Origin of the sequence: Citrobacter sp. RHBSTW-01044 (assembly GCF_013781945.1) — a bacterium.
In the GTDB taxonomy this organism is placed as follows: Bacteria; Pseudomonadota; Gammaproteobacteria; order Enterobacterales; family Enterobacteriaceae; genus Citrobacter; species Citrobacter braakii.
Window position 1 is genome coordinate 41034 of the sequence record NZ_CP056180.1, and the last position, 13677, is coordinate 54710.

General features: G+C 47.4%; 13 protein-coding genes. 3 read left to right on the forward strand and 10 right to left on the reverse strand.

What is annotated here, in order from left to right:
- Positions 1-8: 8 nt before the first annotated feature.
- From HV352_RS00215 to HV352_RS00225, 3 genes are all read right to left on the reverse strand, one after another.
- Positions 9-911, reverse strand: coding sequence for a carboxylate/amino acid/amine transporter (locus HV352_RS00215; protein WP_047415725.1), 903 nt, complete (start codon positions 909-911; stop codon positions 9-11).
- 118 nt (positions 912-1029) lie between these two features.
- Complete coding sequence (locus tag HV352_RS00220) at positions 1030-1335, reverse strand: putative quinol monooxygenase (protein WP_047415729.1); 306 nt, start codon at positions 1333-1335, stop codon at positions 1030-1032.
- Between the two features lies 1 nt (position 1336).
- A complete protein-coding gene (locus HV352_RS00225; protein WP_016155033.1) occupies positions 1337-2344 on the reverse strand; it encodes a zinc-binding alcohol dehydrogenase family protein in 1008 nt (335 codons plus the stop codon).
- 110 nt (positions 2345-2454) lie between these two features.
- Between HV352_RS00225 and HV352_RS00230 the strand changes: the two genes are divergently transcribed.
- Complete coding sequence (locus HV352_RS00230) at positions 2455-3360, forward strand: LysR family transcriptional regulator (protein WP_049282835.1); 906 nt, start codon at positions 2455-2457, stop codon at positions 3358-3360.
- 355 nt (positions 3361-3715) lie between these two features.
- A complete protein-coding gene (locus HV352_RS00235; RefSeq protein ID WP_137352478.1) occupies positions 3716-4552 on the forward strand; it encodes a helix-turn-helix domain-containing protein in 837 nt (278 codons plus the stop codon).
- 60 nt (positions 4553-4612) lie between these two features.
- Here the strand turns inward: HV352_RS00235 and HV352_RS00240 are convergent, their stop codons facing one another.
- Genes HV352_RS00240 through HV352_RS00255 form a run of 4 tightly spaced genes read right to left on the reverse strand, consistent with a single transcriptional unit; the run spans position 4613 to position 9379 of the window.
- Positions 4613-5560, reverse strand: coding sequence for a fimbrial protein (locus HV352_RS00240; protein ID WP_137380135.1), 948 nt, complete (start codon positions 5558-5560; stop codon positions 4613-4615).
- Entirely contained in the window at positions 5551-8013 is a 2463-nt protein-coding gene (locus HV352_RS00245; protein WP_181635117.1) for a fimbria/pilus outer membrane usher protein, read from the reverse strand. Before HV352_RS00245 ends, HV352_RS00240 begins: the two co-directional genes overlap by 10 nt.
- A gap of 25 nt (positions 8014-8038) precedes the next feature.
- Positions 8039-8743, reverse strand: coding sequence for a molecular chaperone (locus tag HV352_RS00250; protein WP_049282831.1), 705 nt, complete (start codon positions 8741-8743; stop codon positions 8039-8041).
- Between the two features lie 54 nt (positions 8744-8797).
- Positions 8798-9379 (reverse strand): fimbrial protein, encoded by a 582-nt coding sequence (locus HV352_RS00255; protein WP_016157787.1) that lies wholly within the window; start codon positions 9377-9379, stop codon positions 8798-8800.
- 481 nt (positions 9380-9860) lie between these two features.
- On the opposite strand from HV352_RS00255, the gene HV352_RS00260 reads away from it, so the two are divergent.
- Positions 9861-10523, forward strand: a complete 663-nt coding sequence (locus HV352_RS00260; protein WP_016157786.1) for a LuxR C-terminal-related transcriptional regulator — start codon at positions 9861-9863, stop codon at positions 10521-10523.
- Between the two features lie 62 nt (positions 10524-10585).
- Here HV352_RS00260 and HV352_RS00265 read toward each other — a convergent pair whose 3' ends face one another.
- From HV352_RS00265 to HV352_RS00275, 3 genes are all read right to left on the reverse strand, one after another.
- Positions 10586-12082: a C69 family dipeptidase gene (locus HV352_RS00265; protein ID WP_016155025.1), complete on the reverse strand. Its 1497-nt coding sequence runs from the start codon at positions 12080-12082 to the stop codon at positions 10586-10588.
- A gap of 343 nt (positions 12083-12425) precedes the next feature.
- Complete coding sequence (locus HV352_RS00270; RefSeq protein WP_016155024.1) at positions 12426-12890, reverse strand: hypothetical protein; 465 nt, start codon at positions 12888-12890, stop codon at positions 12426-12428.
- The gene (locus tag HV352_RS00275; RefSeq protein ID WP_047358481.1) at positions 12887-13660 is read right to left on the reverse strand and encodes a winged helix-turn-helix domain-containing protein; all 774 of its coding nucleotides are present in this window, start codon (positions 13658-13660) and stop codon (positions 12887-12889) included. Before HV352_RS00275 ends, HV352_RS00270 begins: the two co-directional genes overlap by 4 nt.
- Positions 13661-13677 lie beyond the last annotated feature (17 nt).

Genomic DNA, 13677 nt, shown 5'->3' on the forward strand with positions numbered 1-13677 from the left:
GGTTGGGGTTAAACCGCTCTGGCGCGGCGACGTGAGTCCATTGAGATAAGCACTACCGATGAGAGGATCAAAAGCGTACCCAGCCAGTCTGGAAGGGTAAAGGTGATGCCTAACAGCAGCAGGGACAGCAACGCACTGCTCAACGGTTCCGCGCAGCTTAAAATGCTCGCTTTCGGTCCGCCAATCATCTGCGCGCCTTTCAGGTACAGGCTAAACGTGAGTGACGTGCCGATGACCACCAGATAGAAAAACGCCAGAATTAAACTGCCATTCACCACGAAATGAGTTCCCTGCCCGGCATAGAACGGCAGTAGGATCATTCCACCGATTAACATACTCCAGCCGACGACCGGCAACGTGCCGTAGCGCGCGATGAGCGTTGAGGGGTAGGTGGTATAGAACGCGGCGGCAAACGCCGAGGCTATTCCCCAAAACAGCGCGGCAGCTGAGATAGATAACGACGTCGGATTACCGTGGGTGACCAGTAAGAAGGTACCGATGAGCGAGGTGAAGATCGCCGTCAGCACTAAAATCCCCGGCCGCGCTTTGCGCACCATGGAGAACCACGCCACGATAATGGTCGGTGACAAAAATTGCAGCACCGTCGCGGTGGCGGCGTTGGATTTTTCGATGGTCAGCAGGAAGGTTAGCTGTACGGTGAGTGCCCCAACCACGGAAAAAATCAGCAGGCTGATGGCGTCCTTGCGGTTTTTGATAATGGAGAACACGTTGTCGCCATGAACGAAAGAGAGCATCAGCAGAATGAGCCCCGCGAAAATCAGGCGCGTCATGGTCAGAAACTGCGACGACATCTGGCTTTGTTCCATGATGTACTGCGCGCAAACGCCTGAACTTCCCCATAATACGGCGGCAATCAGGACGTTCATCATCCCTCTTCTGGTGGAACTCATCTTTCCCTCTGCATGTTGTTTTGTTTTATTTGTGTGCAGGCATCATAGCAGAGATAGCGAAGCGAGTGAGACATGACGGGCACAGCCCCCCACACCGCAGGGGGCTTCGGCAGTCATCTTACGGCGCAATCGGCGTCAGATAATCCAGTCGTAGCGGTTCGGCCAGCAGCTCGTTCATTTGCAGAATAAACGTCTGGAAATGGGGCAGGGCGATATGCTCGTCCAGACCGGCCTGACCGCGCCAGGATTCACGAACGTAGAAGACATCCGGTGTGTCGCGCAACTGGAACAGGGCATACTCAATATTGCCCGGCTCCTGGCGCGTGGGCAGCAGCAGAGCCTGCAGCGCCTGTTTCAGTGCGTCGATTTTCCCCGGTCTGGCTTTCAGTACCGCAATAATTGAAATCACCTCTGAATCAGACATGTTAAAACCCCTCCAGCACAATCTTGCCGACTGAACGACCGGTTTCAATTTGCGCGTGCGCTTTTTGCAGATTCGCCGCGTTGATTGCGCCAAAATGCTCGCCCAGCGTGGTGCGAATGGTGTTGTCATCGATCAACTGTGCCACGCGGGTTAATAGCTGATGCTGCGCAATGATGTCGTGGGTGGTAAACATCGAACGGGTAAACATAAATTCCCAGTGCAGCGAAATGCTTTTGGCCTTCAGTGGACGTGCATCGAGGGTTTGCGGATCGTCAATCAGCGCCAGTTTGCCCTGCGGCGCCAGGGCGGCAATAATTTGCGGGTAGTGCTGCTCGGTATTGTTCAGGCTGGCAACGTGCGTCACCTCTTTAATGCCTATCCGAGCCAGCTCTTCCATCAGCGGCTTGCTATGGTCAATCACGTGATGAGCGCCTGCTTCACGTACCCATTTCTGGCTCTGTGGACGTGAAGCGGTACCGATGACTGTCATTTTGGTCAGCTTACTGGCCAGTTGCGTCAGGATAGAACCGACGCCGCCAGCAGCGCCAACAATCAATAACACATCATTTTCATTGCCATTTTCCTCAACGCCCAGACGGTCGAACAGCATTTCCCAGGCGGTGATGGCGGTCAGCGGCAGTGCCGCAGCAGAAGCGTTGTCCAGCGATTGCGGCTTCAGCGCGGTAATACGTTCATCAACCAGCTGAAATTCACTGTTACTGCCAGCGCGACCCAGCGCACCGGCGTACCAGACTTCATCGCCAGGAGCGAACAGAGTGACTGCTTCACCCACGGACTTCACTACGCCAACGGCGTCCCAACCCAGCACGCGGGGCACATCAGCGTTAAAACCTTCGCGGACCTTGGTATCAACGGGATTGACGGAAATGGCCTTCACTTCAACCAGCAGATCGTGCCCGGAGGCGACGGGCATGGGCAGGTCAATCTCTTGTAAAAATTCAATGTTACTGCCGTCGGTTGCGGCGCGGGTAATAGCGATGGCTTTCATAATCTCTCCGGTTCATAAACCTTCTATCTGTTGAATAATTCGATGGTAAACCGGTAGCAGAACGGGAAAAATAGCCCTTCGGCGACAGGACTTATACTCGGGGAGTGAAAATGTTCCGGCTTGAAGATCTCACGTTGTTTGTCCGCGCCGCGGCGCTAAATAGTTTTAGCGATGCCGCGCGCGAAGTCGGCGTTCAGCCTGCTCAGGTCAGTTCTGCTATTAAGCGCCTGGAGTCTACGCTGGCTATCCGCTTGTTTGCCCGCTCCACGCGCAGTCTGCGCCTGACGCCGGAAGGTGAGGTCTGGCTACCCTATGCCCGCCAGATGCTGGACGTGATGCATGCCGGGCTGCAAAAAATTCAGACCCCGGAAGATGAAGTTTCAGGCACGCTGCAAATCGCTGTACCTTCCGATCTCGGTCGGAACCTACTGCTGCCGGTCTTTCAGTCGTTTCGACGCCGCTATCCCGCGCTGCGCCTGCGGATTTTTTTCTCCGACCAGGTGACGGATGTCTTTAAAGACCCCGTCGATGTAGCGTTTCGCTATGGCAACACCGAAGACGCATCTTACATTGCGCTGCCTGTCGCACCGGGTAACCGGCGCGTGCTGGTGGCATCACCGGAATGGGTTGTGCAAAACGGCGCGCCGCAAACTCCGGATGATTTAACACAGCTCAACGCCATGACCTTCGTCTTACGCGGACGCCTGCACGATCGCTGGACGTTTACGCATAACGGCGAGGTTAGCAGTGTGCAGGTTAACGGCACCATTATGAGCGACGATGCTGAAGTAATCCGACGGCTGGCGATTGCCGGAGAAGGCATCGCGTACAAGTCGTGGCTGGATGTCAGCGAGGATGTGCGTGATGGACGATTGCAGCTACTGATGCCTGATTACCTGGGCGAGAAAGCCCCGCTGAATATGATTTGCCCACATCGTAAGCAGCTTTCAACGGCTGTCCGTCTGCTGCATGACGCCGTGAAGGCGCGGTGTGACACGTTGGGCGTTTCCCCGTGAGGTGTTCAATCGCAGGAATATTATTCGATAGCCATACGCATAAATAATAGCTAATCTCTGTTGCTGGCATTAATCTGATCGGAACGCCGATCAGTTAGTGATAATTGTTTCATTGAGTATAGTTTCTTCGATAAATATTATTTCTTAAACTAATGCAGTGTTTATAATATTTATGTTAAGAATTTTTTGGTCGATGATTTAATGACTTGTATATTTATTAAAAGGTATTTGACGAGATACCTTCCGCTACGATATAAAACATAATAGCCCCGATACATACCTATTTCTTTGCCTGATTGTTAAACGCATTGATGCTTTTTGTTATTACGTTATTTATTGGGGTAGGAGAGGGCCATTGAAGTCAAAGACTATAAATGATGTATTGTATTATATAGAAGATAATTTTGTTTCAGGCATTGGTATTGATGACATTTCACAGTTTTCCGGATACAGTCGCAGACATATACAGAATATTTTAAAGCAGCGAATAAATATGCCTGTGGGGCTTTATATTCGTAGGCGACGGATAACCAAAGCAGCAAGCTTGTTACGCCTTACTCATATGGATATTATCGATATTTCAGTGCGGGTAGGATTCGATTCTCAGCAATCTTTCTGCCGTGAATTTAAAAAACTAACCGGTTATACCCCCACAGAATACCGTAAAAATCCCAGTTGGGATCTTTCGCCGTTAATGTCGTTTGTACTGCGCAGTGATATTGTTGTCGGCGAATTGCAACTACGTACCTTACCTGCTGATATCGTGCATGGATTTCAGTACAACTATGACACACCAATCCCGCCTGCCAGTGACTCGCATCTTCATCGATTAAATCTAATATTTGAGCAACTTACCAGTTCAAAACAAAATGTGTGGGCATTAACCGATTTCTCGTCTAATCCAAACTCAATGATGCGGTTGAAAGTTAAAAGCATCATTGGTAACAAAAGTCATCATTCGCCCAATGCCTATAATCGTTATGAGTGTCCTTCGGGAACGTATGCCTGTTTTTCATTCAGATTCAAGAAAGAGGACTATCCACTCTATTCAAGATATATTTATTTTAAGATGTTGCCGGAGAGTAAATTAAAAAGGAAGGCAGGCTATGATATTGAAATATTCCATTATAACCAAGAGGATCTTAAAAACAAAATAATTACCTGTGAACATTACATTCCGATAGATGTGTAATGTAAAAAAGCTCCACTTGCGTGGAGCAAAGACCTCGCAGTACGCCTAAATTAGGATTAATTATTGGTACTCAGCATTGAAATACAAAACTGAACGTACAATGCCGGGACTGACATTGTTAGCTGTTTGATAATACTGAGCATAAAACGGGATGGAATGATTACCTTTATCTTGAGGTGCTAAATTGATATATGAAGGTGTATTGAATTTAACAGGCTGTTGTTGTTGATCTAACACCTGAATGCCGATGCCAGCAGCGCCTTTGAGGTGGATATTCTTTAGTACACCGATAATACTTTGGTGACCATTCTCTGTGTCGCTCCAGCTTAGAATAACCCGGGAAGGCGTGGTAAAATCACTTTTACAGAGAAGGTCGATAGTAAATGGTTTTCTTCCCGCAGTGCTTCCATAGCCTCTGAATTGCTCAAGTGCTATATCGGGCAGTTTGACGTTGATCGAGCGGTTACCTTTGATTGCGCATGACCGGTTGAGCATCGTGATATATTTTGCCGGCACAATGATATCCACCACGGGCAACGATTGAGCCTCACTTCTGATTTGCAGGTTGATGGAACCCGCAGCGGCTCCTGCCGCAAGCTGATCATCCAGTTTGATCAGCTCAATCTTTATTTTGCTGTTTCTGAATTCATCTGCCGTCGCTCTGAAAGTTGATGGCCACTGGATCGTTTGTCCGGTTGAGGTTTCCAGGGTGACTTTAATGCCAATCCCACTCACATTGCTGCGTATAATACCGGGTTGTTTCATTGCGGACCGATCGCCAATAATCTGTGCGGAAAAAGGCTGGTTGTTAGTACAGCCTGACGCCTGAATATTCTGTAGCGAAAGCGTGCGCGTCTGAATAACTCCCCCTGACTGGATTGATTGCTTATCGTTAACGATTTCCGGCGATAAAATAAACTTTTGTGTGGTCAGGGTACATGCAGCACTGGCTGCCTGATGAATGCCCAAGGCACAGCCCAGAATTAAAGCGGTACGTATTACCGACATGTGGCCTCCTGGTTTTTTAACACGATCGTGCATTTCCCTGTTTCCAGTGAAACGAACACTTCTGGTGAGGTGGTTTCATCAATATAAAGCGCACCGCCTTGTCCGACGTAGCCGACATGATTATTGGCATTGTCGCGGATGATGGCACCGAATGGCATTCTCTGCTGACCCTGCAGGCGGGGATAAATAATGTTCTGTTTTCTGAGCGTCGTTTCAAAGGTGACTGGAATGACATTACCTTCGTAAGGCGCAATCTTGGCCTGGGTTTTAGTAAAGTTCAGACCTTCAGTTGAACCTTTTGGATCGATAGTAACGTCATTCACGCGCCACGGACGAAGCCAGGGCAGAATGGCGTAGCCATTTTTATCGAAGCGGGTTCCAGGTACGCCTTCAAGATGAGCGCCATGCGCATCAGGCGCATAGACCAGCGCGACGGTATCTGAGCGCTCTGGTGAAAAGGTTATTCCCCCCGCGTGCCCAACCAGCATGCCACTCATTCCACCGCTTACCTGGTGCCATGAGTTACTCTGACTCCACGTCCCGTTCAGCGAGGTATAAGGCGTACGCACCATGCCGTTTGCTCCCCATTCCACACTACCGCCGCGGAGATAGCCAGTATTGGCTCCCCAAACGATATTGTTTTCCTCATCAGTCGAGGTCGTGAAGCCGAGGCGTGTATTGCTGGCTTTGCCGTTATTGCTGTAGCTATCAGAGGAGATCTGCGTAAAACCGGCGTTATCCCGGGGCAGGAAATAGCTGAATGAGAGCATGATTTGGTCATCTTTGGTGACCGAACCCTGTTGATCCTCATTCCAGAAACGCTGGGCGGATATACTCCAGGTCAGGTTGCCCCAGGCATTGGTGTATCCCACGGCATACTGGCGATAATTATCCTGCTGATCCCAGAACTTCTTAAGAGAGCCGGATAAATAGAATGAGCCCCAGGTATCGGATAACGGCTGATTAATACTGGCGCTAAACGACTGCTTCTCGCGTGACGAGAAATATTGGCTGACGAATGCCTGTGCATCCAGGGCATCCAGGGCATCGCGTTGACCGTAAAAGTGATGTGAACTGTATTTTGCTTCCAGCCAGAGCGCGGTTGCCGACCAGGGTAGGGTGCTATTCCATGTCAGACGATACTGTTGTCCTTGTTGACGATTGTCCTCAAGCTTTAGGCGCGATTGGGTGATATCAAGGGCGAATGCGCCGAGTTGGGTGTTCAGACCGCTACCGATGAGGGCTGACTGATAGCGCTCGAATCCAGAGGCCCCGGTATACAACGTTAAATAGTTGTTCAGGCCATACTGCCAGTAGGCCTGGGCTAAAAACGGATCTTCATCATAATTATCTTCATCGACGGTGCCGAGAGTGATGCCATAGCGCGAAATGCCGGGTTTTAGTAGCTGTGGTACCGAAGAGTATGGAACGGTAAAGCGGCGGATACGCCCGTCTGATTCCTGAATCGTGACCAGCAACTCGCCGCCAGTATTCGCGGGCAACACGGAATCAATCGAGAATGGCCCAGCCGGAACCGAGGACTGATGAATGGTTTGACCATCCTGGGTGATGGTAATACGGGCGTTGGTCTCAGCTACGCCGCGAATAATCGGCGCCCAGTTCAGCGTGCTATCCGGGCGCATTAAATCCTCAGAAGCCAATCCCACTCCGAGAATAGCCATACTGTCGAACATCTGGCTGTCAGTATAGAACTTGCCAGCGCTTAACATGGATTTCCAACGAGTGATGGGCCGTTTTAGCGTCGTGCGATTATTGGCGTAATGGCTACCTATTTTACTGTCCCAATTTTGGCTACCAAAATGTTCAATTAGCCACCCTCCAGCAGAGCTTCGGATATCCATTCCCACCCAGGCGCTGTCCGTACTTGAACGATCGTTACCACGTTGCTGGCTGCTGTAGTAATCGGCGTTATAGCTGAAATTAATCGCCGGCACTCCTGGTTGCCAGAGTTCAGGTTGGACATAATTGTTTTCGATATTATCAACATAAGCCTGCGGGATGGTGATGCGCAGCTCAAGCTGGCTGGTGTTGAGTCTCTCCGTTGCTTTCCCGCTGGTGTCCCAATCGGCAATGCTGCCGCAGCGTGAAGGGTGAGCTGCCAGCGTTTCATTCATTTTTTCTGGGTTAATGCCCACGCCTTTGAGAAATGCTTCTGAATAACAGCTAACTAAATCGCCGTGATTATCTTTTTTGAATAAGAGTTCACGACGTCCACGCCAGTTATCATTAATATAAATATCTACGATATATGTCCCGGGCAATAAGCCTGCGGCATTAAAGGACTGCAAATCGTTAAGTGAAGCATTGCCCATTAAGATGGCATTATCGAACTCGTAGCGAGTGCTGCCTTCTGCGTGAGCTCCAACGGAAAATAATGAACCATGAAAAATAATGAAACAGGGTATGGTGAGGATCCTTTTACATAAACCCATTACTAATTCCTTTTATCCCTTTTTATTAATTAATGGTTGTTTTGTGTTCCACAATTCCGCCGTAATCGCTGATTGCTTGTAAAACAACCGATTCACCCTGGCTGACTTGTTGTTTTGCATTGATAGTCGTTCTGCTTTTCGGGGCGACCATGACCCCTTCGTTTATGAGTCCATGGCCTGATGACGTCACAATATCCGCAACCGTGATGAAGAAGGGGGTGGGGTTTACCAGCGTTATGTCACGTTGGTTAGCAATAATTTTTATCTTATTTTCCGCGTTTTGACGGTCACCTAACCCACTGGGTCGCCAGAAAAACTTAAAGCGTGAGCGAATGGCTAAATTGAGCACAGCTGAATTGTCCGTGACGCTATTCTTATCCACGGAAGGAATATCCAGTATGTTAAGCCACCACATAGACTCACGGTCGGTGGCGACAATATTTTTATCAACTGCTTTTTTTATTCTGAGTGATTGCCCATTGCCTGCGTCAACGCGGGCAATGGGTGGAGAAATAATAAATGGAGTGGAAATTTCTTCCGGTAACTTTTCTGGATTTCCCTCATCCAACCATACCTGGGCCAACGATGGATAGTTTCCCGTATTCGTCATTTGTATCGTGATCTCTGCGGAATCTTCAGAGTAAATAAATCGGGTGCCATTGACAATGATATTATTTGCATGTGCGGTAGAGAGAGCAAATAGAGCTAATAAATAAATGAAAATTTTCATGAAGCCTCTATTAAAATAAATGCTATAGCGCAAGGCAGCTATAGCATTGTGTATTTAGAGATAAGTAATGCTATAGTTTGCCTGAGCGCTTACCGGTCCCGGTTGAACATATGATGAACCACTATTTTCACGTGGTATAATGTAACCCACGCTGAATTTATAAGTTAAAGTCGGGCTATCATTGCCATGTCGGAGATCATCTTTCTCAGGTTCAAATCGGTCATTCTTATTCCTCAGGTTAATATTTTTTTCGCGATTATCCTTAAGGACTAGCGCTACGTTTTGGGCTCCACCCCTTGTCGTGTTTTTGAGATATCCATCGTGAGTTAGAGGGGAATTAACATTCCAGGCTAATTTGGGAACTATTTTTTCATTAATATAGCATCCCTTCACTTTAATACTGAATTGCTGGAGTTGCGTTGCATGTAATTTGCTAACTGATGTATTGAGAACTGGGTTTAATTTTACCTGTTTATCTTTATCACCGGCTTCAATTATGCACGAATTGGAATAGACATGACCGGAAAAATTAACAACGCCTTTTTGATCCCTGTTGGGGCCATGTCCAACATCTGCCATAGCGGAAGGAATTGCGATGGCACAGCTAATTAAACTTATAATGGATAGTTTACTCATAATGCGCTCCTCATTTAGAGATAGATCGTCCCTATTATCAGTAACATTGTCTGGGCTCCTTTTTTCTTGCGCCCTGTAAGGCTGTCGCCCGCTATCAATTATGTTAGATAAATTATTGTTGTACATCGTAGATTGGACGTATTTCACTCATCCTATAATATTAATAATGATCATTAACTATGAGTATTAATGAATTATTATTATCTATAAGCAGATTGTGAGTAAGATAGTCCTTTACTCAAAGGTCAAATAAAAATACTTGGAATACAATATGTTATGTTTGTATTGTGATAATTCTTTAAGTGCTATAAAGAAAAATCGAATCCTGCGCTCGGAAAAAGCGAATGATCGAATTGCACAATTAGCTAAATTCTTATAATTCAATCAGATTATCTTTAATCTTAAGTAGTGACTTGTTATTGGCTTGGCATGCAATAACGATAAGGAATATTGTCAATCATCATTTGAATGAAGGCTACATATGCTTAACATGGACAGTAAGATAATACTCATTAGCAACCAATCAATACAGACGCAACTCTTGCTGGATTATCTCAATAAGCAAAACGATATCTTGGTTGATTTTGTTAACATTAGCAGACCAGACATGTCATTTATCGTTGAGGGAAGTATCATCCTCTATGATATACAGGCATCAAGCCGTAAATTAAAAAATGTCTGGTCAAAATTACTCAATGACAGCGCATATAGTTTGCGCGTTTATATTATTAACTGCCTGCGGTCGCTCCCACTCTATGAGAGCATGCTATGGCCAAATTTTGAGTCGATCGTACCAAATAATTGCTCTACAGAATATTTGTTAGAACTCCTTAAAGAGGGGCTAAAAACCTCCCGTCCACCACGCTCACTGTCACCGCTGCCAGAGTATGTAAACCTCACGCCATCAGATAATAACTACGGCATTTTAACCGAAAGAGAATATGAAATTTTAACTGAGTTGTCGAAAGGTGCGTCTAATGTAGAAATTGCTAACGCATTTTTTATTAGTGAAAATACAGTGAGAACGCATATTTATAATATCTTTAAAAAGATATCTGTGAATAACCGAACTCAGGCAGCCTGCTGGGCCAACTTGCATCTAAGAAGTCTGGCTCTCGATCAACTGCCGCGGAAGGAAATGTAAACCGTACTACTGGCGCAAAGTTTTGAAGCTTACTTTGCGCCAGCATGTCATCGTGTCGTTACTCAGTCTTTTTTCGCAGCGTTTGCAAAGAAGATATCAGACTGAATGTCTTTAGTGCGGATGGTAAAGAGCTGATTAGTCAGATCTTCCGTCAGCTTCTCGGCATCGGCCATGATGCGCAAGTTGAAGTCATTCAGCATCTTATCTGCGGCAGGTTTATCGGTTTTCGCCATCTTCAGATATTTTGCTTCGACCTCTTTTTGCTCCTTCGCCACTTTATCTTCCCATGCTTTGTAGGCTTTTTTGACGATTGGCGCGAGCTTCGGATAATCGGTCATCGTCAGCGTCTGTAACTTACGGTATTTCCAGTAAATGGACTGATCGTCCGCTTTATCGGTACCCATCGTATAGTTTGCCGGATACGCTTTCAGGCCGCTGTAGTACGGAACAAACGCGGTGAGGTCGGCCATACCCAGACCAATGTAGGTCGTTTCACCAATCTCTTTTGGCAACCACGGACGGACCTGCATCACGTGTGCTTCATAGGTGCGGAAGACACTAACCGGACGCCATGGCTCTTTGCCGTTCAGACCGTTGGTGTACGGATCATGGCTGGTGCCTTCGTAATGGTTACGCAGCACGGCCTTCACATCGTCCAGCGTCATCTTCTTCTCTGGTGTCATGAACACCGGGAATTCGCGCCCTTTGGCCATATCCTGATTTACGGAAGGATTGAACTCTTTCTGGATGGTCCATACGCGAGGATCGTTATACGTGCGGTCACGCTCATCATCACGGGTATAGGCTTTGGAGAAGTTGAATTTGCCATCTTTTGCCGGTTCGTACAGACCTTTTTCGGTCGCAAATTGAATCAGGTTTTTTGACGCCATCATGTCCGGGTTTTTAGGGTCGTAATCCTGTAAGCGGCCCTGATTACCGGTGGCAAAATACTGGTTATTCGGCAGGCGCTGCGCCATCCACTGGTGACCGCTGCCGGTTTCCAGGTACCAGATTTCGTTATCGTCGACGACGGCCACGCCAAAACCTTCCCCAGCGCCGACGGTCTCAACGATATGACCCAGTAGCGCCACGGCTTCACGCGCGGTTTTGCTCTGGGACAACAGAATATCCGGGATATCATCTTCGGTGATCCCTTTATCTTCAACGTAGGGGTCGGCAGCCAGCGCTTTTGCTGAGGCAAAAATAGATTCTGTACCGCTCACGCCAACGCCCAATTCGTTAAATCCGGTCGCGCCGTGCAGTTGGGTTTTCCAGTTTGGAACGGTGGTATAACGCAGAGAGTTTTTGGGTAGCGGCCAGGTAAAGTCATTCGCGCCATTATGTGCTTTGGTGCTGTATACCCCGGTCTGATTCTGCTTTGCCGGATGAATGACAAAATGCTGCGCTTTCAGGGCATCGCTGTCAGCGCTACGGGCTACCAGCATGGAGCCGTCCGCTGATGCTTCATTACCGACCAATAGGGTCGTACAAGCAAAACCTGATGAAACAACGGCCAAATTTATAGAAAGTGCAATCAGGCACTTTTTAAAAGTAAACATTACGTATCCCTCATATGTACGCCAAAAATACACCGGAAACACACCGTTTCCTGAAATGCGATAACGCCTGAACGCTCAGACATTGCTCGCGAGAGAGATAAACGCCCCTGTCCACGTCTTCTCCAAATATCCATCCGTAGGTTGAAGTCTTCTGGGCAAAATAAAACGCCCATTTCGCTTAATTATTGCGCAATGGATATCGTGGTATTCAGGATGTTTCCTGATTCGGGATGAAGAATAGCAATGGGATATGAGTGGATTCAGTGACCCATGTCGCGTAAGTCGATGATGGCAAATATGAATTCTATTGAAGGGGGCGTGCTTTTTGTATCCGGATATGACGTTACCTTTTGCGGCAATACAGCGAGGGGACATTTGAGCTGGCAAAAATCCATGCGCCCTTATACTCCTCCATAACCAGGCTCAGGTTTCGTCCGCTTTGACGGTAAAATCCGGGTAATGTGTTGTTAATATCAGCTTCATCGGCGCTATCAGCGAAGGTTTTGACCACCTGCATTGCCTGTAGCACTCGGGCTTCGTGCTGCCGGGTATAACTGAAATAGATGTTCCTGCTAATGTCTGAGGTATTACGTCCGTACAGTTTTCCGGTAATGGTCGCTAGCCCTGCATCTTTGTACATCCGAAATGAAACCGTACCTGCAAAGCGGTTGCTGCCAATATTCCATTCGACATTTCCAACGCAATTTAGCTGCTTTTCGGCATAGCGTGAATGCCATAGCCATCCGCCTGAGCCGAGCAATGTCGCCACGCCGATTACGATTAAAATAAGGTGGTGTATTTTTTTCATTGCCCGCGCATCCAGTAATAATGGGTAGTACAAAACGCGTACGCATCTACCCGTGCATCTTTATCACAAACAAATGCCACGATCCTCTCCGCTTTACGGTAGCCAGAAAGGAAAACATGCTTGTTGTTTTCACAGAGAGAAGGGTGCAGTTGCATCAGATTGAAATAATTTTCCTGATCGTGATCATTCAGTGAGTAATAAATTTTACAGTTTTGCCGAGATGGGACCTGCATAGAAACAGAAATGAATTTACTAAACGGCATAACAGGACGTGTCTGATACCACACCAGCCAGATAATCAAAGTGGCAATAACGATGCCAGCGCTAAATATAATATTCCACCAGGGGACCCGCGTCGTTTGTTGTGCCGCGGGAGGAATTATCTTTGGGGGCGCGTATTCCTCTATTAGCGGTGACTGGAAAACTTCACTCTGAAGATGCGTTATCGCCTCTACCTGCGTATTTCCATTTAATCTGAGTCCGCGTCGTGAAATAGTTTTCACCGTATCACGTGGCAGACCCACATCCGCCAGCGCGTTACGTAGCGTCAGAATAGCCTGGTAAAATGTGTTGGTTGTGGTCACATTATTTCTCTCACCCCAACCCACTTTTATCAATGTGTTCTGCGAAACAATGTCACTTGCGTGAGTAATTAAATAGAGAAAGCAAAGCGAAGCTGGGAGCTGAAGTTGTATTGCGCGCCCGGTCTGACGATTGACCAGACTTTTGCTGTCAGGATTAAATTCGACCAACTGATTGATAAGGTACAATTGCCCAGCCCTCAGTA

Excerpts from the sequence above, each read along its gene's own strand:
- HV352_RS00215 (WP_047415725.1), bottom strand. The coding sequence starts at position 911 with ATGAGTTCCACCAGAAGAGGGATGATGAACGTCCTGATTGCCGCCGTA.
- HV352_RS00220 (WP_047415729.1), bottom strand. The coding sequence starts at position 1,335 with ATGTCTGATTCAGAGGTGATTTCAATTATTGCGGTACTGAAAGCCAGA.
- HV352_RS00225 (WP_016155033.1), bottom strand. The coding sequence starts at position 2,344 with ATGAAAGCCATCGCTATTACCCGCGCCGCAACCGACGGCAGTAACATT.
- HV352_RS00230 (WP_049282835.1), top strand. The coding sequence starts at position 2,455 with ATGTTCCGGCTTGAAGATCTCACGTTGTTTGTCCGCGCCGCGGCGCTA.
- HV352_RS00240 (WP_137380135.1), bottom strand. The coding sequence starts at position 5,560 with ATGTCGGTAATACGTACCGCTTTAATTCTGGGCTGTGCCTTGGGCATT.
- HV352_RS00245 (WP_181635117.1), bottom strand. The coding sequence starts at position 8,013 with ATGGGTTTATGTAAAAGGATCCTCACCATACCCTGTTTCATTATTTTT.
- HV352_RS00250 (WP_049282831.1), bottom strand. The coding sequence starts at position 8,743 with ATGAAAATTTTCATTTATTTATTAGCTCTATTTGCTCTCTCTACCGCA.
- HV352_RS00255 (WP_016157787.1), bottom strand. The coding sequence starts at position 9,379 with ATGAGTAAACTATCCATTATAAGTTTAATTAGCTGTGCCATCGCAATT.
- HV352_RS00260 (WP_016157786.1), top strand. The coding sequence starts at position 9,861 with ATGCTTAACATGGACAGTAAGATAATACTCATTAGCAACCAATCAATA.
- HV352_RS00265 (WP_016155025.1), bottom strand. The coding sequence starts at position 12,082 with ATGTTTACTTTTAAAAAGTGCCTGATTGCACTTTCTATAAATTTGGCC.
- HV352_RS00270 (WP_016155024.1), bottom strand. The coding sequence starts at position 12,890 with ATGAAAAAAATACACCACCTTATTTTAATCGTAATCGGCGTGGCGACA.